Below are 18,061 nucleotides of genomic sequence, written 5' to 3' on the forward strand. Positions count from 1 at the left end.
TGACACCGGGGTAATCCGTGAAAAAGCTCTCCGCACGACGACGCCATCCGTTGGCGGCGGTCGTCGTACTACTCCTCGCGCTGGCGGCCACTGGGGGGCTGTACGCCGCGTTTGCGCCCGTGAGTAAGGCGCAGGCCGACGAAACCGCCCAGTCCCTCGCCATCGACGAGGGCAAGAAGCTGTACTCCGTCGGTTGCGCCAGCTGCCACGGAACCGGCGGTCAGGGCACCACCGACGGGCCGAGCCTGGTCGGCGTGGGCTCCGCCGCCGTGGACTTCCAGGTCGGTACGGGCCGTATGCCGGCGCAGCAGCCGGGCGCCCAGGTACCGAAGAAGAAGGTCATCTACAGCCAGGCCGAGATCGACCAGCTCGCGGCGTACGTCGCCTCGCTGGGCGCCGGTCCGATTGTTCCGACCAAGAGCCAGGTCAGCCCTGAAGGCGCGGACATCGCCAAGGGTGGCGACCTGTTCCGTACCAACTGCGCTCAGTGTCACAACTTCACCGGTGAGGGGGGCGCGCTGACGAACGGCAAGTACGCGCCCAGCCTCGAAGGCGTGGACCCGAAGCACGTCTACGAGGCCATGCAGACCGGCCCGCAGAGCATGCCGTCCTTCCCGGACACGACGATGCCCGAGCAGCAGAAGCGGGACATCATCGCGTACATCAAGACCGTGAACAGCGCCCAGTCGGAGAACCCGGGTGGTCTCAAGCTGGGTGGCCTGGGGCCGGTCAGCGAAGGCTTGTTCGCCTGGATCTTCGGGCTCGGCGCACTGATCGCACTTGCCATTTGGGTCGCGGCCCACACCGCTAAGGCCAAGAAGTCATGAGTAGCCAAGAGATTCCAGACGAGAACCTGCCCGCTGAGCAGGACCCCGCGCACGGCGCGGTAAAGGTTGCGGACGACCCGTTCGCCGACCCCGGGCTGCCGGCTCACAAGCCGCGCATCCAGGACATCGACGAACGTGCCGCGAAGCGCTCCGAGCGCACCGTCGCGCTCATGTTCACCGTGTCCATGCTGGCGACGGTGGGCTTCATCGCCTCGTACGTCGTCTTCCCGGTCGACAAGATCGTGTACATCTGGCCCTTCGGCCATGTGAGCGCGCTCAACTTCTCCCTGGGGCTGACCCTGGGTGTGGCCCTCTTCGCGATCGGCGCCGGTGCCGTCCACTGGGCACGCACCCTGATGTCCGACGTGGAGGTCGCCGACGACCGGCACGCCATCGAGGCCACGCCCGAGGTCAAGGCGAAGGTCCTCGCGGACTTCGCGGCCGGTGCCGAGGAGTCCGCGCTCGGCCGGCGCAAGCTGATCCGCAACACCATGTTCGGCGCGCTGGCCCTGGTGCCGCTCTCCGGTGTGGTGCTGCTGCGCGACCTCGGTCCGCTGCCGGAGAAGAAGCTCCGCAACACCCTGTGGGCCAAGGGCAAGCAGCTCATCAACATGAACACGATGGAGCCGCTGCGTCCCGAGGACGTCGCCGTCGGTTCGCTGACCTTCGCCATGCCCGAGGGGCTGTCGGAGGACGCGGAGGACTTCCAGAACCAGATCGCCAAGGCCGCACTGATGATCATCCGTATCCAGCCGGAGAACATCAAGGACAAGCGCGAGCGCGAGTGGGCCCACGAGGGCATCGTGGCCTTCTCCAAGATCTGCACTCACGTCGGCTGCCCGATCAGCCTGTACGAGCAGCAGACGCACCACGTGCTCTGCCCGTGCCACCAGTCCACCTTCGACCTCTCCGACGGCGCCCGCGTCATCTTCGGTCCGGCCGGTCACGCCCTTCCGCAGCTGCGGATCGGCGTGAACAGCGAGGGCAACCTCGAGGCGCTCGGTGACTTCGATGAGCCCGTCGGTCCTGCATTCTGGGAGCGCGGATGAGTACTGCGACCGACACACAGCGCAAGGCGCCCGCCGGTGAGCGGGTGGCCGACTGGGCGGACGGCCGGCTCGGGATCTACTCCCTGGCCAAGGCCAACATGCGCAAGATCTTCCCGGACCACTGGTCCTTCATGCTCGGTGAGATCGCCCTCTACAGCTTCGTCATCATCATCCTCACGGGTGTGTACCTGACGCTGTTCTTCCACCCGAGCATGAACGAGGTCGTGTACCACGGCTCGTACGAGCCGATGCAGGGCATCCGGATGTCCGAGGCCTACGCCTCGACGCTGGACATCAGCTTCGACGTCCGCGGTGGTCTGCTGGTTCGCCAGATCCACCACTGGGCCGCGCTGATCTTCCTGGCCGGCATGTTCGTGCACATGATGCGCGTCTTCTTCACGGGTGCGTTCCGCAAGCCGCGCGAGATCAACTGGCTCTTCGGCTTCCTGCTGTTCGTGCTGGGCATGTTCACCGGCTTCACCGGCTACTCGCTCCCGGACGACCTGCTCTCCGGTACGGGTGTCCGCTTCACCCAGGGCGCGATCCTGTCGATGCCGATCGTCGGCACGTACATCTCGATGTTCCTGTTCGGCGGAGAGTTCCCCGGCCACGACTTCGTCGCCCGGTTCTACTCGATCCACATCCTGCTGCTGCCGGGCATCATGCTCGGTCTGCTGGTGGCGCACCTGATCCTGGTCTTCTACCACAAGCACACGCAGTTCGCGGGTCCCGGCCGCAGCAACAAGAACGTCGTCGGCATGCCGCTGCTGCCGGTGTACATGGCGAAGGCCGGCGGGTTCTTCTTCCTGGTCTTCGGCATCATCGCCGTCATCGCGGCCATCGCCTCGATCAACCCGATCTGGGCGATCGGCCCGTACCGCCCGGACCAGGTGTCCACCGGCGCCCAGCCCGACTGGTACATGGGCTTCGCCGAGGGTCTGATCCGAGTGATGCCGGGCTGGGAGATCAACCTCTGGGGCCACACGCTGGTCCTGGGCGTGTTCATCCCGCTGATGGCCTTCGGACTGGTGCTCGCGATCATCGCGGTCTACCCGTTCGTCGAGTCCTGGATCACCGGGGACAAGCGCGAGCACCACATCCTGGACCGCCCGCGCAACGCCCCGACCCGGACGGCCTTCGGCGTCGCCTGGATCACCGAGTACGTCATCGTCTTCATCGGCGGTGGCAACGACCTGTGGGCCACGCACTTCCACCTGTCGCTGAACGCCATCTCCTGGTTCGTCCGGATCTTCATCTTCGTCGGCCCGGTCCTCGCGTTCGTCATCACTCGCCGGATCTGCCTCGGCCTCCAGCGCCGCGACAAGGAGAAGGTGCTGCACGGGCGCGAGTCCGGCATCATCAAGCGCCTGCCGCACGGTGAGTTCGTCGAGATCCACGAGCCGCTCGGTCCGGAGCAGCTGCACACGCTCACCGCGCACGAGCAGTACCAGCCGGTCGAGATCGGCCCGACGGTCGACGAGAACGGTGTCGAGCGCAAGGTCTCCGCCCTGCAGAAGCTGCGCGCCAAGCTCAGCAAGGGCTACTTCGGCGAGGACAACCAGATCGCCAAGCCCACCACCGAGGAGTACAAGGAGATCACCAGCGGCCACGGTCACCACTGATCGCCTGAACTGATCGCCACAGCAGGAGCCCCGTCCATCCGATGGACGGGGCTCTTCGCTGTCCCCGGCGCTCGATAGGGTGGGGACATCCCCTTTTATCGGCTGTGGACCCCCAGGAGTGGACCATGAACGTTGTGACCCCGGTCGGCGGCGACAGCGTGGCGGACCGTTCCTGGCCCGGCGTGCTGAATCCACTGCTGCGCGGCGAGGACCTGAACGCGGACGACACCGCGTGGGCGATGGACCGCATCATGGCCGGTGAGGCGACCGATGTGCAGATCGCCGGTTTCGCGGTGGCCCTGCGTGCCAAGGGCGAGACGGTCGACGAGGTGTCGGGCCTGGTGCGCGCGATGTACGAGCACGCCCACACCATCCACGTGCCCGGTCGCACGGTCGACATCGTCGGCACCGGCGGCGATCTCGCCAAGACGGTCAACATCTCCACGATGTCCGCGATCGTCGTCGCGGGTACCGGCGCCAAGGTCGTCAAGCACGGCAACCGCGCCTCCTCCTCGGCGAGCGGTTCCTCCGACGTGCTGGAGAAGCTCGGCGTCAATCTGGAGCTCAGCGCGCAGCGGGTCGTCGAGGTCGCCGAGGAGGCGGGGATCACCTTCTGCTTCGCGGTGAAGTTCCATCCCGCCCTGCGGTACGTCTCCAGGGCCCGCAAGGAGCTCGGCGCCCCGACGACGTTCAACATCCTCGGGCCGCTCACCAACCCGGCCAACGTCCGCTCCCAGGCGATCGGCGTCGCCGATCTGCGGATGGCGCCCATCGTCGCCGGTGTCCTCGCCGAGCGCGGCAATTCGGCGCTGGTCTTCCGCGGCGACGACGGCCTGGACGAGCTGGCGACGACCGCTACCTCGCGCGTCTGGGTGGTCCGGGACGGAGCGGTGAGCGAGGAGGCGTTCGACCCGCGCGACGTCGGTCTGGAGCTGGTGCCGGCACAGGCGCTGCGCGGCGCCGACGCCTCGTACAACGCGGATGTGGCCCGCCGGTTGCTGGCGGGCGAGCAGGGGCCCGTACGGGAGGCCGTGCTGCTCAACTCGGCGGCGGCGCTGGTGGCCCTGGACCCGACGGACGGCACGCTGAACGAGCAGCTGGCCGCCGGGATCGCGAAGGCCGCCGAGTCCATCGACTCGGGGGCGGCCCGGCAGGTGCTGGAGCGCTGGGTGGCGGTCAGCAACGCCTGAGCGGACGGAATGTGACGCAGGGCGCGGTCCGGATCCTGGACCGCGCCTTGCGCGTCGACGTACGTATGGCAAGATGCTGAGCAGGTCATGAGTGACAGCGACTACGGCCCCGGCCCGCTGTCCGGCAACCCTCCGTCCGTGGCGGGGTGCCCCGGGTGAAGACCAGGCCGTAGGCAGCGAGGTCTGCGGCAAGCGCGGGCCCCTCGGCATCTGTGAATGCCAGCCCCCGGGGTCCTGGTCCCTAGGGAGTCTCTTGTGAGCAAGCGAATGCGATAGGGCTTCCCGGCCCTCCTCCGCACACCCTTTTTCTCTTTCCGCTGCGCTGCCGCGTATCCGCCGGCGCACGCAATTCGCCTGCCTGTTACGGGAGTTCGCCATGTCTGTCTTCACCGCTGCCGCCGATCAGTCGCTTTGTGCCCCTCTGTCGGTTCTGGGCAAGGATGTAACGGTTCCGCTGGTCACGGGCGGCGAGGTCGCGTACGCCGCTCTCGACTACGCCGCCAGCGCCCCCGCCCTGCAGCGCGTCTGGGACGACATCGCCGCGTACGCCCCGTACTACGGCAGCGTCCACCGCGGCGCCGGGTACCTCTCGCAGCTCTCCACGGACCTCTTCGAGAACAGCCGCGCGACCGTCGCCGAGTTCCTCGGCTGCCGCGCGGACGACCAGGTGATCTTCACCCGCTCGACCACCGACTCCCTCAACCTGCTGGCCGCGGTCGTCCCGGCCGACTGCCAGGTCTTCGTGTACGAGACCGAGCACCACGCCTCGCTGCTGCCGTGGCGCGACGCCCGGGTGACCTACCTGAACGCCCCGCGCACCCCCGCCCAGGCCGTCGAGACGCTGGAGCGGGCCCTCGCCGACCGCGACCCCTACGGCCCCGCGCTGGTCTGCGTCACCGGCGCCTCCAACGTCACCGGCGAGCTGTGGCCGGTGAAGGAGCTGGCCGCCGCCGCGCACGCGCACGGTGCCCGGATCGTGCTGGACGCGGCGCAGCTGGCCCCGCACCACCCCGTCGACATCGCGGAGCTGGACGTCGACTGGGTCGCGTTCTCCGGGCACAAGCTGTACGCGCCGTTCGGCTCGGGGGTGCTCGCGGGCCGGGCCGACTGGCTGCAGGACGCCGAGCCGTACCTGGCCGGCGGCGGCGCCTCGCGCAAGGTCGCCCGCCGCGCCGACGGCGGCGTGGACGTCGAGTGGCACTCCACCGCCGCCCGCCACGAGGCCGGTTCCCCCAACGTCATCGGCGTGTACTCCATCGCCTCCGCCTGCAAGGCACTCACCGAGGCGGGCTTCGACCAGTTGGTCGCCCGGGAGCAGCACCTCGTCGCCGCCGTCCGGGCCGGACTCGCCGACGTCTCCGAGGTCAAGGTGCTCTCGCTGTTCGGCGACGACGCCCCGAGGGTCGGCGTCATCTCCTTCGTCGTGGAGGGCTGGAACAGCTCGCACTTCGCCGCCGCACTCTCCGCCGAGTACGGCATCGGAGTCCGCGACGGACTGTTCTGCGCCCACCCGCTGGTCCGCACCCTGCTGGGCAGCGACCCGCAGGAGGTCGGTGAGTGCGGCGCGCCGGAGGCCGAGCCGGGGGAACGCTCGCTGAACGCGATCCGGGTGAGCTTCGGGGCCGGTACGCCGGACGAGCACATCGAGCGCTTCGTCCGCGCCGTCAGGGAACTGGTGAGCGAGGGCGCCCAGTGGAAGTACCGCACCGAGGGCGGCCGCTGCGTCCCGGACCGGGGCACGGCGCAGCTCTGACGGCCGCACAGCACTTCGGCGGGGGACGGGCTCGGCTGCCCGTCCCCCGCCGAAGTGTCACGCCGCGGTGAGCGGCGTACCTACGCGTCGAGGCCGATGGCGAAGGCGGCCTCCAGGTCATGCTGCGAGTACGTACGGAAGGCCACATGCGTGTCGGTGGCGGCGACGCCGGGGATCTTGCTGATCCGGCCGGGGATGACGTCCGCCAGGTCGTCGTGCTTGGCCACCCGGACCATGGCGATCAGGTCGTACGTACCGGTGACCGAGAAGACCTCGCTGACGCTGTCCAGCGCGGCGATGGCCTCGGCGATCTCGGGAATCCGGTCCACGCTGGTTTTGATGAGCACGATCGCGGTGATCACGGCTGGTTTTCTCCCTCGGTGGCCGCGGCTGGTGACTTCACTCTATCCGCACGCCGGTAGCGTCCCCAGGCGTAGAGGAAGCCGAGGGCGAAGCCGACCACATGGGCCAGATAGGCCACGCCGGGCCCTCCGCTGCCCGCGCCCCGGACCGCCAGCCACTGCAGGACGAACCAGAAGATCAGCACGATCCAGGCGGGGAAGCGCAGCGGCAGGAAGAAGAGGAACGGGAACAGACTGGTGACCCGGGCCCTGGGGAACAGGTAGAGGAACGCCCCGAGCACCGCCGAGATCGCCCCCGACGCGCCGACGAGGGTCTGGTCGGACGTGGCGTGCGCGGCGGCGTAGGCGACCAGGGCGAGATAGCCGCAGGCGACGTAGAAGAAGGTGAACTCGATACGCCCCATGCGCTCCTCGGCCATCGCCCCGAACACGTACAGGAAGAGCATGTTGCCGAGCAGATGCAGCCAGCTGCCGTGCACGAAGAGGGCGGTGAGCGGGGTGAGCAGGGCGCGTGCGGAGCCGTCCCACAGTTCGCTCGGGATCACCCCCCAGCGTTCGAAGTACCCCGCCTGGGCGGCGAGCAGGGCGTCGGCGGTGCCGGAGGGCGGATTGAGCCCGGAGAGCGGGCTGATCAGGAACACCAGACAGCACAGGGCGATCAGGGCATGGGTCACCAGGGGGCCGCCCGAGGTGACCGTCCGTAGCAGCCCCCTGGTCAGCCTGCCGGCCGCAGCACGCCGATCGATCATGAACAGAGCATGACGCAAGCGGAGGGAACGGGACAGACCGCCTCGCCGTGTCGGGGGGACGCACCGAGGCCGTAGGGTAACCGCAGGACATCCGCAGTTCGACGGCGCACCGCGAGATCCTTGAAGCAGGCAGCACGAGGCTCGACGAAAGAGGACGCACGATGACGACGGTTCCCCAGCCGACCGACGGGACCCGCTGGCGCTGCACGCTCTGCGGAAACCTCACGCGTTTCGACGTGACGCGCTCCTCCAAGGTCGTCGAGTACGTCCATCTCGACCTGGCCGGGGAGTCCACCGTCGAGGAACGCGAGGTGGTCAGTGAGACCATCGAGTCGGTGCGCTGCCGTTGGTGCAACGCGGTGGATCAGATCGAACTGGTGGCCAGGCCGGGTGCCGACTCCTGACGGAGCCGCGCGGACAGACAATTTGGGGTGACGGATGGTGGAGCAGCCCGCTAGCGGCGCAGAGTCGGCCGAGGCGGCCGGCGACGCCGTCGAGGCGCTCGACCGCCCGCTGCCCGAAGCCGTGCGGCGGCGGGTCGTCGCGCTGGTCTCGGACGCGTTCGGCGGCCTCACGCTCACCGAACTCCCGGCCCAGCTGAGACAGTACGCCCGCTTCACCCCGACCCGGCGCGCCAAGTTCGCCGGGAACGCGATGGCGGCCGCCCTGGAGAGCGACGCACTGTTCCGGCAGCGGATCGGTGAACGGCTCAAGGAGGGGCAGCCGGAGCTGGCCGCCGCGCTGGAGGCCGGTTCGCCGCCTGCCGCTGCCGATCCCGTCGATGTGGCCGCGGCCGCCTATGTGCTGCGCCCGGCCGACTGGGTGAAGCTGGTCGCCGCGGCCGGCGAGGAGGCCCAGCGGGCCGACGCCGAGCGCGCCGACGAGGAGAGCCGCCGCGAGCTGGAACGGCTGCGCGAGGAGCTCGCCCAGTCCCGCTCCCACACGAAGAGCGAGACCGAGCGGCTCCGCGCCGAGCTGGACACGGTCCGCAAGGAGGCCGACTCCCTTCAGCGCAAACTGCGCAGCGCCGTCAACGAGGTCAAGCGCGGTGAGGCCGCACTGCGCCGCAGCCGGGCCGAGGCCGACACGGTGCGGTCCGAGGCCGCCGCCCAGGTCTCCGCCGCCGAGAGCGAGACCCGTCGGCTCAAGGCGCGGCTCGGTGAGGCCGAGGCGGCCGTCGAGGCGGGCCGCAGGGCCGCCAGGGAAGGCCGGTCGGTCGAGGACATGCGGCTGCGGCTGCTGCTGGACACGGTGCTCGACGCGGCCCGCGGGCTCCGTCGCGAACTGGCTCTGCCGCCGTCGTCGATGCGCCCCGCGGACAGTGCCGACGCGGTCGAGCCGGGCAGGATGTCGCCCAAGGACATTGCGGCCAGGGCCCTTTCGGAGACGGATCCGGCCCTGCTCGACCAGTTGCTCGCGCTGCCGCAGGCGCATCTGATCGTGGACGGCTACAACGTCACCAAGACCGGCTATCCGCAGCTGCCGCTGGAGAAGCAGCGGTTGCGGCTGCTGGGCGGTCTCGCGGTCCTCGCGGCGCAGACCGGCGCGGAGATGACCTGTGTCTTCGACGGGGCCGAGCTGGCCGCTCCGGTGCTGCTCGCGCCGCCGCGCGGGGTCCGGGTGCTGTTCAGCAAGCCCGGTGTGACCGCCGATGAACTCATCCGCCAGCTGGCGCGGGCCGAACCGCCGGGCCGGCCGGTCGTGGTGGTCTCCACCGACCGCGAAGTCGCCGACGGAGTGGCGAAGGCGGGCGCCAGGCCCGTTGCGTCCGTCTTGCTCCTGAAGCGCCTTTCGCGCGTCTAGCGACACTTGCCGGGTCTCGGTGGAAATCGGGGAACGGATCGTCAAGTCGTCGCTACCCCCTGTGCGATGTGGGTAAAGAAGTACCTCCTGTGATGAGATTTTTCCTGTGAGGATTTGAACTGATCACAAGTTGGTCACTAGGGTCAGGGCTCGAACCTTCGCACGGTCGATCACTCATTCGGGGTGACGGCGAAGGCACCGCCGAGTCCGTGACATGCACGGAGCCGGGGATTCGAATCCCCCACAGCCCGGTAGGCGGCTCGAGGAAGAAGGAGCTCGCCTCCGTGGCGTCCCACCGTCGTCCCAAGCAGCCGAGCCGCGCTCGTGTGACCGTGCTCACCGCGACCGCCGCCGCGGCCATGGCCCTGACCGCGCAGGCGGCCCATGCCGACCCGAAGCCCTCCAAGGGCGAGGTCAAGGAGAAGGTCGAGAAGCTCAACCACGAGGCCGGCGCGGCCAATGAGCAGTACTACGGCGCCAAGGAGAAGCAGCAGAAGCTGGAGAAGGAAGTCGGCGCGCTGCAGGACAAGGTGGCCCGCGGCCAGCAGGAGATCAACAACCTGCGCAACGGCCTCGGTTCGCTCGCCGCCGCCCAGTACCGCTCCGGTGGCATCGACCCGTCGGTGCAGCTCTTCCTCGACTCGGACCCCGACAGCTTCCTCGACAGGGCTTCGGCGCTCGACCAGTTGACGGCCAAGCAGACCGAGACCCTGGGGAAGATCCAGGAGAAGCAGCGGGTCCTCGCGCAGGAGCGCAAGGAGGCCCAGGACAAGCTCGGTGACCTCGCGGACGTGCGCAAGACGCTCGGCGCGAAGAAGAAGAAGCTCCAGGACAAGCTGTCCGAGGCGCAGCGCCTGCTCAACACGATGACCGCGGCCGAGCGTACGAAGATGCGGAACGACGAGCAGCGTGCCAGCCGCGCCGCGAGCGACCGGGTCGACCTGGGCAACGAGGTCCCCGCCTCCGCCCGCGGCGCCGCCGCCCTGAACGCCGCCGCCACCCAGGAGGGCAAGCCGTACGGCAGGGGCGGCACCGGCCCCGGATCCTTCGACTGCTCCGGGCTGACCCAGTGGGCCTACGCCCAGGCCAACGTCCAGATCTCCCGGGTCACGTACACCCAGGTCAACGACGGCGCCCATATCGGGCGCAGCGCGCTGAAGCCGGGCGACCTGGTCTTCTTCAACAACACCGAGCACGTGGGCCTCTACGCGGGCAACAACACCATCCTGCACGCCCCGTACCCGGGCGCGTTCGTCCGCTACGAGTCGATGAACACCATCGGCAGCTTCCAGTTCGGCGTGCGCGTCGGCTGACGACGCCCGAACGGGCGAATTCCCGCGCCCGCGCAGACAGTCCGCCCCGCCGGAGACCACAGGTCACCGGCGGGGCGTTCATGTTTGCGACAGCCGTCCGCCCGGCGCGGCCTGTGGCCGCTCCGTAACCGTCCGACTACTGTCTGCCTGCTGTGCAGCTCCCGGTCGTCGGTCCGCCCGCCCCGGGTGGCAGGGGCTGCGCGATCTGCGTACAGCGGAAGGGAGTGCGGCGTCCTGTGGTGTCCCATCGCCGTTCCACACAGCCCGGCCTCAACAGGGGCGCCCGGATCACTGTCCTGTCGGCCGCGGCGGCGACCGCGGCCGCCACCCTCGGAGCGGCCACGGCCAACGCCGACCCGCAGGACACATCCCGGAGCGCCAAGGCCCGGGTCGACCGGCTGTACGGCGAGGCCGAGCGGGCCACCGAGCAGTACAACGAGTCCGAGGAGAACGCCGACCGGCTGCGCGGCGAGGTGAACCGGGCCAGGGACCGGGCGGCCCGCGGCCAGGAACACCTCAACCGGATGCGCACGGCGCTCGGTTCGGTGGCGAGCGCGCAGTACCGTTCCGGCGGCCTCGACCCGTCACTGGCCCTGCTGCTCTCCTCCGACCCGGACACCTACCTCGACCGGGCGGCCGTGCTGGACCGCCTGACCGAGCACCGGGCCACCGAGCTGCGGGAGCTCCAGCAGACGCAGCGCGAACTCGCGCAGACCCGTGCGGAGGCCGTCCGGGCGCTGGCCGAGCTGGAGCGCAACCAGGCGGCCGCCACCCACCACAAACGGACCGTCGAGCACAAGCTCGCCCGGGCCAAGCAGCTGCTGGACGCGCTGCCCGACGCCGACCGGGCGGATTTCGAGCGGGCCTCGCGCTCCGGCAGCGACGGCGCGGTCCCGGCGATCGCCGATCTGCCGGCCGGCTCGGCACGCGCGGCGGTGGCCGTCGCGGCGGTCCGCCAGGCGCTGGGCCGCCCGTACATCTGGGGGGCCAACGGACCCGCCGGATTCGACTGTTCCGGGCTGATGCAGTGGGCGTACGCCCAGGCCGGGGTCAGCCTGCCGCGCACCTCGCAGGCCCAGCGGTACGCGGGACACATGGTGCCGCTCTCCGAGGCCCGGCCGGGCGACCTGGTCACCTACCGCGCGGACGCCAGCCACATCGGCATGTACGTCGGCAACGGCCAGGTCATCCACGCCCCGTACCCGGGCGCTCCGGTGCGCTACGACCCCGTCGGCATGATGCCCGTCTCGTCGGTCACCCGCGTCTGACCCGTACCCTCGACCGGGTGACCGGCAGACGGCGTACCGCACGGCGGGGACGTGGCGCAGGACGGCGCACGGCGGGAGCGCTGCTCGCCGGGCTGCTGTTCGCCGCCGCCTGCGCGGCCCCGGACGACGGCGCTGCCAAGGGCTCCGCCGACCGAGGCATCCGGGCCACTCTGGACCGCCGCGCGGCCGCCGTGCGGGCGCACGACGCGGATGCCTACGTGGCCGCCGTGGACCCGCGCGCCACCGGGTTGCGCACGGCCCAGCGCCGGGAGCTGGAGAACCTCGCGGACATACCGCTGAGCTCGTGGACGTACCGGCTGACGGACGTGACCGGGCAGGGCGCCGACCGGGCCACCGCGGACGTCCGGCTGCGCTACGGGATCAAGGGCTACGACGCCGCCCCGGTCTCCGTGGACCGGGTGCTCGACCTGAGACGGGACCGGGCGGACGGCCGCTGGTACATCACCGGTGACCGGGCGGGCAAGGCCGGCGGCGGGCTGCTCTGGCAGCAGGGCGACGTACGGGTGGTGCGCGGAGAGCGCAGCCTCGTCCTCGGGGCCGGCCGCACGGAGCAGGAGCTGCGCGCGATCGCCCGGACCGCGGACCGCGCGGTGCCCGCCGTCTCCGGTGCCTGGCCGGAACGCTGGGCCGGCCGCGTGCTGGTGCTCGTGCCGCACACCGTGGAGGACATGGCGGGACTGCTGGGGTCACCCGGGGCGAACTACCGGGGCATCGCGGCCGTCACCACCGGGCAGGCAGGCGGCCCGGACCGGGCGCCCGCGGACCGGGTGATCGTCAACCCGCAGGCGTACGGCACGCTCAGCACCCTCGGGCGGCGGATCGTCCTCACCCACGAGATCACCCATGTCGCCACCCGCGCCCACACCTCCGCAGCCACCCCGGCCTGGCTCTCCGAGGGCTTCGCCGACTGGGCGGCCTACCGCGCCGAGGACCGTACCGCCGCACAGGCCGCGCCGGAACTGGCCGACGCCGTCGCGCGCGGCGAGCTGCCCGCCGGGCTCCCCGCGGACGAGGACTTCGGCTTCGCGGGCGACCCCGTACGCCTGGCGGAGGCGTACGAGGGCGGCCGGCTGGCCTGCGAGCTGATCGCCGACCACTGGGGCGAGGAGAAGCTGTTCGCCTTCTACCGGGCCGTCGGAGGGCACCATGGGCGGGACGGAGCGGTGGAGCAGGCCATGCGGGAGGTGCTCGCCACGACCCCGGGGGACTTCACCACGCTCTGGCGGGACCACCTGCGCGCCCGGCTCGGCTGAGCGCGGCGCACGGTTCAGGAGCCGACCGGCTCCGCCTCCTGGCCGGCGCCGGACACGGCGGCCGGGGAGCCGCCGCCCCGCGGCGCACCGGGCACCGTCCGCCGCCACAGCCGCCGGCAGGCGATGAGCGTCGCCGCGACCAGCAGGCCGTTGCGCAGGAGCAGCAGCGCCACGCCCGTCGCGTCACTGCTCACCACATGGACGAACCCGAACGGGAACTCCCACTGCGTGAATCCCGTGGCGAGCAGCACCAGACCGGCCGGCAGCACTATCCGGCTCTCACGGAAGACCAGGCAGACCGCCGCCAGGCCGACCAGCCAGAGCATGTACTGCGGGCTGAGCACCCGGCTCGTGGTCGTGAACAGCAGCACCGCCGCGAACGCCGCGTCGGCCGGGGTGCTCACCCGGAAGTCGCGGGCCCGCAGCCGCCACACCAGCAGCCAGCCGACGGCGGCGGCGGACAGACCGAGGGCGAGCGTGCTCACCAGCGGCACGTGCGGCCCCAGGAACTCCATGGAGCCGTAGTGCAGCTCCACCCGGCCCCGCCAGCCGAACTGCCGCCACACGTGGAAGACCAGTGCCCCCAGCGACTCGACCTCGGTGCCCCGGTCCCGCTGGAAGCCGAGAAAGGCCAGTGCGCCGGGCATCGCCAGGGTGCACACCGCCAGCAGCCCGGCCGCCGTCACCGCCGCGGCCGTCCAGGCCCGGCGTGTCCGCGGCCCGCGCGCGCTACCGGCCAGGACCAGCGCCGGCCACACCTTCAGCAGCGCGCCGACGGCGGCCAGCGCCCCCAGCACCCGCGGACGCCGCACCCCCGCCAGCAGCGCCGCCACCGCCACCGCCGTCACCATCACGTCGTACCGGGCGTACGCGGTCGCCCCGAGCAGCGGCACCCCGGCCACCCACACCCAGGCACCCGCCGTCCGCCGGCCGGTCCCGCGGCCCGCGTACAGCAGCAGCCCCAGCACCAGCCCGTCGCACAGAAAGGCGAGGACGAAGAAGGCCGAGGCGTACTCCAGGAACGGCAGCAGAGCGGGGGAGAGGACGGCGAGCGCCGCGAGGGGCGGGTACTGCCAGGTGACGTCGGACCGCGGGTACGTACCGGTCCTCAGGACCTCCGACCAGCCGTGGTAGATCACCGAGACATCACTGGTCACGTCCGGCCCGGACAGCGTGACCGCCTTGGTGACGCAGAGCAGCAGCAGGAACCTGGTGAGGGTCCAGACCGCGAGAGCGAGCCGCGTGCCGGTCGGTCCGGTCATGACCGCCTCGTCCGTTTCGTCGATGGGTGGTTCGGCGGGCACCCGGCGCGTACGCCGGCGGGTACCCGGTGGTACGAGGAGCCATGATGCCCGCCCGGCCCGTGCGAGAGCCGTTGCGGCGGTCGCCCGGTACTGTCGGCCGAGATGGACAAGACCCTGATCGTGACCAATGACTTCCCGCCCCGCCCCGGCGGTATCCAGGCGTTTCTGCACAACATGGCACTGCGCCTGGACCCAGGACAGATCGTCGTATACGCCTCCACCTGGAAGCGCGGCCCCGAAGGCGTCGCGGCCACCGCCGCCTTCGACGCCGAGCAGCCCTTCACCGTCGTCCGCGACCGTACGACGATGCTGCTGCCGACTCCCCGGGTCACCCGGCGCGCCACGCAGCTGCTGCGGATACACGGCTGCACCTCCGTGTGGTTCGGCGCCGCGGCCCCGCTCGGGCTGATGGCACCGGCGCTGCGCAAGGCCGGTGCCCGGCGCCTGGTCGCCACCACGCACGGACACGAGGCGGGCTGGGCCCAGCTGCCCGCGGCCCGGCAGCTGCTGCGGCAGATCGGCGAAACCACGGACACGATCACCTATCTGGGGGAGTACACCCGCTCCCGGATCGCCGCCGTGCTCACCCCCGAGGCGGCGGACCGCATGGTCCAGCTGCCGCCCGGCGTCGACGAGAAGACCTTCCACCCGGATTCCGGCGGGGACCTGATCAGGGCCCGGCTCGGGCTCGCGGACCGGCCCGTCGTCGTCTGCGTGTCACGGCTCGTGCCGCGCAAGGGCCAGGACACGCTGATCCTCGCGATGCCCGCGATCCTGGCGCAGGTACCGGACGCGGTGCTGCTGATCGTCGGCGGCGGGCCGTACGCCAAGGAACTGCAACGGCTGGCCGCGGAGACGGGGGTCGCCGACTCGGTGCGCTTCACCGGGCCGGTCCCGTGGGACGAGCTGCCCGCCCACTGCGGCGCGGGCGATGTCTTCGCCATGCCGTGCCGGACCCGTCGTGGCGGCCTCGACGTGGAGGGCCTCGGCATCGTCTTCCTGGAGGCGTCCGCGACCGGGCTGCCGGTGGTGGCGGGTGATTCGGGCGGCGCGCCGGACGCCGTGCTCGACGGCGAGACCGGGTGGGTGGTGCGCGGCGGCTCGGCGGAGGAGTCGGCCGAACGGATCGTCGCCCTGCTCCGCGACCCGGAGCTGCGACGGCGGATGGGGGAGCGGGGACGGGCCTGGGTCGAGGAGAAATGGCGCTGGGACCTGCTGGCCGAGAGGCTCAAGGCGCTGCTCTGAGACCGCCGGGCCGGTTCTGCCGCGGTGGCGGGCACTGCCGGGGAGGCCGTGCCCGCCACGACGGCCGAGGCCGTCGTGGCCACGACGGGACCGGCCCGCTCGAAGGCCACGCGCCGGGGAGCCGCCCCGGGGAAGCGGATCAGCGGGTGATCCGGAACCTCGCGCCGGCCGACCACCGGCACGCGGCCGATGCGCGGCCGACGACCGGCGCGCCCCGACGGCCGATGCGCGGCCGATGGCCGGTCCACCGTGACGGCCGGTCCGCTCCGGCGGCCGGCCTTCACGTTCCGGAAGACGGCCTTCAGTCCCGGTGGCTCTCCGTCAGCCCCGGTAGATCGCCTCGATCTCGTCCGCGAAGTCCTTCGCCACCACATTCCGCTTCAGCTTCAGCGACGGGGTGATGTGGCCCGCCTCCTCGGTGAACTGGGAGGGCAGGATGCGGAACTTGCGTACCGACTCCGCCTTGGACACCGCGGCGTTCCCGTCGTCCACCGCGCGCTGCACCTCGGCCAGCAGCTCCGGGTCCTCGCGCAGCGACGCGGCCGACGCGCCGGCCGGCTTGCCGTGCTCCTCGGCCCAGCGGCACAGGAACTCCTCGTCCACGGTGATCAGTGCGCCCACGAACGGCCGCCCGTCGCCGACCACCATGCACTCGGCGACCAGGGCGTGCCCGCGGATCCGGTCCTCGATCACCGCGGGAGCGACGTTCTTGCCGCCCGCCGTCACGATGATCTCCTTCTTGCGGCCGGTGATCGAGAGATAGCCGTCCTCGTCGAGCGTGCCGATGTCGCCCGTGTGGAACCAGCCGTCGGCCAGTGCGTCGGCCGTCGCCGCCTCGTTGTTCCAGTAGCCGGTGAACAGGTGCTCGCCGTGCAGCAGCACCTCGCCGTCGTCGGCGATCCGGACGACGGAGCCGGGCAGCGGCTGGCCGACCGTACCGATCTTCTGCCGGTCCCACGGATTGAAGGCGGTGGCCGCACAGGTCTCGGTGAGGCCGTAGCCCTCCAGGACGGTGAAGCCGATACCGCGGTAGAAGTGGCCGAGCCGCTCGCCCAGCGGCGCGCCGCCGGAGATCGCGTACTCGCCGCGGCCGCCGAGCACGGCCCGCAGCTTGCCGTAGACCAGCCGGTCGAAGATCTTGTGCTTGAACTTCAGGCCCAGGGACGGGCCCTGAGGGGTGCTCAGCGCGCGGCTGTACGCGATCGCGGTGTTCGCGGCCCTGTCGAAGATGCCGCCCTTGCCGTCGGCCTGCGCCTTGGCGCGCGCCGCGTTGTAGACCTTCTCGAAGACGCGCGGCACACCGAGGATCAACGTCGGCCGGAAGGAGGCCAGTTCATCGGTGAGGTGCTTGATGTCCGGTACGCAGCCGAGCCTGATCGGGGCCATCACCGAGGCCACCTCGACCAGCCGTCCGAAGACGTGCGCGGCGGGCAGGAAGAGCAGCACCGAGCATTCGCCGGTACGGAAGAGGGGCTTCAGCCGCTCCACCACGTTGCCGCACTCCGCGAAGAAGCTGCGGTGCGTGAGCACACAGCCCTTGGGGCGGCCGGTGGTGCCCGAGGTGTAGACGATGGTGGCCGGGTCGTCCGCCTTGGCGGACGCCATCCGCAGGTCGAGGGTCTCGTCCGAGACGTCCTCGCCGGTCTCCGTCAGCCGGCGGATCGCCTGGTCCTCGATCTGCCAGATGCCCTTCAGCTCCGGCAGATCCGCCCGGACCGAGGCCACGGAGTCCTGGTGCGCCCGGGACTCCACGACGCACAGCGTGGCGCCGGAGTCACCGAGGATCCATTGGATCTGCTCGGGCGAACTCGTCTCGTACACCGGGACGGTGACCGCGCCCGCGCTCCAGATCGCGAAGTCGAGCAGGACCCACTCGTAGCGCGTACGGGAGAGCAGGGCCACCCGGTCGCCCGCCTCGACACCCGCGGCGATCAGGCCCTTGGCGACGGCTCTGACCTCGGCCAGGAACTGGGCGGCGTCGACATCGGCCCACGTGCCCGCCACCTTGCGGCTCATCACCGCGACATCGGGATGCTGTGCGGCATTGCGGCGGATGAGATCCGTCAGGTTGCCGTCCGAAGGGACCTCGTACAGGGCCGGAAGGCTGAACTCGCGCAAGACTGCTGCTCCTCATCGGGCTCCGGTGCCACGGCGCCGTGCGACGCACCGGCTGCGGTCCAGGATTGGCAGGTGCTCAGTGGGGTGAGCACGACTGGACTGCCGGACTGCCCGGACGTTACCCACCAGTACTCGGTTCCCGATAGGGGGTTCCGGCCAGATGTCTTATGCGTCACACACAACC

15 protein-coding genes and 1 riboswitch are annotated in these 18,061 nt (G+C 70.9%); of the genes, 11 read left to right on the plus strand and 4 right to left on the minus strand.

The features are described 5' to 3' along the window. The first annotated feature begins 17 nt into the window (after positions 1–17). The 5 genes from ACFVT1_RS20365 (at position 18) to ACFVT1_RS20385 (ending at position 6,441) form a co-directional block, all read left to right on the plus strand. Positions 18–827 (plus strand): c-type cytochrome, encoded by an 810-nt coding sequence (locus ACFVT1_RS20365; RefSeq protein WP_389797244.1) that lies wholly within the window; start codon positions 18–20, stop codon positions 825–827. Next, a complete protein-coding gene (locus tag ACFVT1_RS20370) occupies positions 824–1,876 on the plus strand; it encodes a Rieske 2Fe-2S domain-containing protein (RefSeq protein ID WP_389797246.1) in 1,053 nt (350 codons plus the stop codon). The genes ACFVT1_RS20365 and ACFVT1_RS20370 overlap by 4 nt, the downstream gene beginning before the upstream one ends. Then, positions 1,873–3,498, plus strand: coding sequence for a cytochrome bc complex cytochrome b subunit (locus ACFVT1_RS20375; RefSeq protein WP_389797249.1), 1,626 nt, complete (start codon positions 1,873–1,875; stop codon positions 3,496–3,498). The genes ACFVT1_RS20370 and ACFVT1_RS20375 overlap by 4 nt, the downstream gene beginning before the upstream one ends. Positions 3,499–3,623: 125 nt before the next feature. Beyond that, complete coding sequence (gene trpD / locus ACFVT1_RS20380) at positions 3,624–4,688, plus strand: anthranilate phosphoribosyltransferase (RefSeq protein WP_389797251.1); 1,065 nt, start codon at positions 3,624–3,626, stop codon at positions 4,686–4,688. Between the two features lie 83 nt (positions 4,689–4,771). After that, positions 4,772–4,889, plus strand: a riboswitch (SAM riboswitch). Between the two features lie 175 nt (positions 4,890–5,064). Then, entirely contained in the window at positions 5,065–6,441 is a 1,377-nt protein-coding gene (locus ACFVT1_RS20385; RefSeq protein WP_389797253.1) for an aminotransferase class V-fold PLP-dependent enzyme, read from the plus strand. Positions 6,442–6,521: 80 nt separating this feature from the next. Here ACFVT1_RS20385 and ACFVT1_RS20390 read toward each other — a convergent pair whose 3' ends face one another. After that, positions 6,522–6,803 (minus strand): Lrp/AsnC family transcriptional regulator, encoded by a 282-nt coding sequence (locus tag ACFVT1_RS20390; RefSeq protein WP_389797256.1) that lies wholly within the window; start codon positions 6,801–6,803, stop codon positions 6,522–6,524. Next, positions 6,800–7,552: a rhomboid family intramembrane serine protease gene (locus ACFVT1_RS20395; protein ID WP_389797258.1), complete on the minus strand. Its 753-nt coding sequence runs from the start codon at positions 7,550–7,552 to the stop codon at positions 6,800–6,802. Before ACFVT1_RS20395 ends, ACFVT1_RS20390 begins: the two co-directional genes overlap by 4 nt. A gap of 161 nt (positions 7,553–7,713) precedes the next feature. On the opposite strand from ACFVT1_RS20395, the gene ACFVT1_RS20400 reads away from it, so the two are divergent. The 5 genes from ACFVT1_RS20400 (at position 7,714) to ACFVT1_RS20420 (ending at position 13,210) form a co-directional block, all read left to right on the plus strand. Further along, the gene (locus ACFVT1_RS20400; protein WP_266745708.1) at positions 7,714–7,956 is read left to right on the plus strand and encodes a hypothetical protein; all 243 of its coding nucleotides are present in this window, start codon (positions 7,714–7,716) and stop codon (positions 7,954–7,956) included. Between the two features lie 37 nt (positions 7,957–7,993). Next, entirely contained in the window at positions 7,994–9,355 is a 1,362-nt protein-coding gene (locus ACFVT1_RS20405; RefSeq protein WP_389797262.1) for an NYN domain-containing protein, read from the plus strand. A gap of 284 nt (positions 9,356–9,639) precedes the next feature. Continuing rightward, positions 9,640–10,668 carry an NlpC/P60 family protein gene (locus tag ACFVT1_RS20410; RefSeq protein WP_389797265.1) on the plus strand — a complete coding sequence of 343 codons (1,029 nt, stop codon included), beginning with the start codon at positions 9,640–9,642 and terminating at the stop codon, positions 10,666–10,668. A gap of 236 nt (positions 10,669–10,904) precedes the next feature. Next, a complete protein-coding gene (locus ACFVT1_RS20415) occupies positions 10,905–11,936 on the plus strand; it encodes an NlpC/P60 family protein (RefSeq protein ID WP_389797268.1) in 1,032 nt (343 codons plus the stop codon). 17 nt (positions 11,937–11,953) lie between these two features. After that, complete coding sequence (locus ACFVT1_RS20420; protein WP_389797271.1) at positions 11,954–13,210, plus strand: hypothetical protein; 1,257 nt, start codon at positions 11,954–11,956, stop codon at positions 13,208–13,210. 14 nt (positions 13,211–13,224) lie between these two features. Here ACFVT1_RS20420 and ACFVT1_RS20425 read toward each other — a convergent pair whose 3' ends face one another. Then, positions 13,225–14,472 (minus strand): glycosyltransferase 87 family protein, encoded by a 1,248-nt coding sequence (locus ACFVT1_RS20425; RefSeq protein ID WP_389797273.1) that lies wholly within the window; start codon positions 14,470–14,472, stop codon positions 13,225–13,227. A gap of 144 nt (positions 14,473–14,616) precedes the next feature. Between ACFVT1_RS20425 and ACFVT1_RS20430 the strand changes: the two genes are divergently transcribed. Beyond that, positions 14,617–15,759: a glycosyltransferase family 4 protein gene (locus ACFVT1_RS20430; protein WP_389797275.1), complete on the plus strand. Its 1,143-nt coding sequence runs from the start codon at positions 14,617–14,619 to the stop codon at positions 15,757–15,759. Positions 15,760–16,080: 321 nt separating this feature from the next. On the opposite strand, the gene ACFVT1_RS20435 is transcribed toward ACFVT1_RS20430, so the two are convergent. After that, the gene (locus ACFVT1_RS20435) at positions 16,081–17,877 is read right to left on the minus strand and encodes an AMP-dependent synthetase/ligase (protein ID WP_389797276.1); all 1,797 of its coding nucleotides are present in this window, start codon (positions 17,875–17,877) and stop codon (positions 16,081–16,083) included. Positions 17,878–18,061: the final 184 nt, after the last annotated feature.

It is taken from the genome of Streptomyces sp. NPDC057963, assembly GCF_042887155.1.
Classification (GTDB): domain Bacteria; phylum Actinomycetota; class Actinomycetes; order Streptomycetales; family Streptomycetaceae; genus Streptomyces.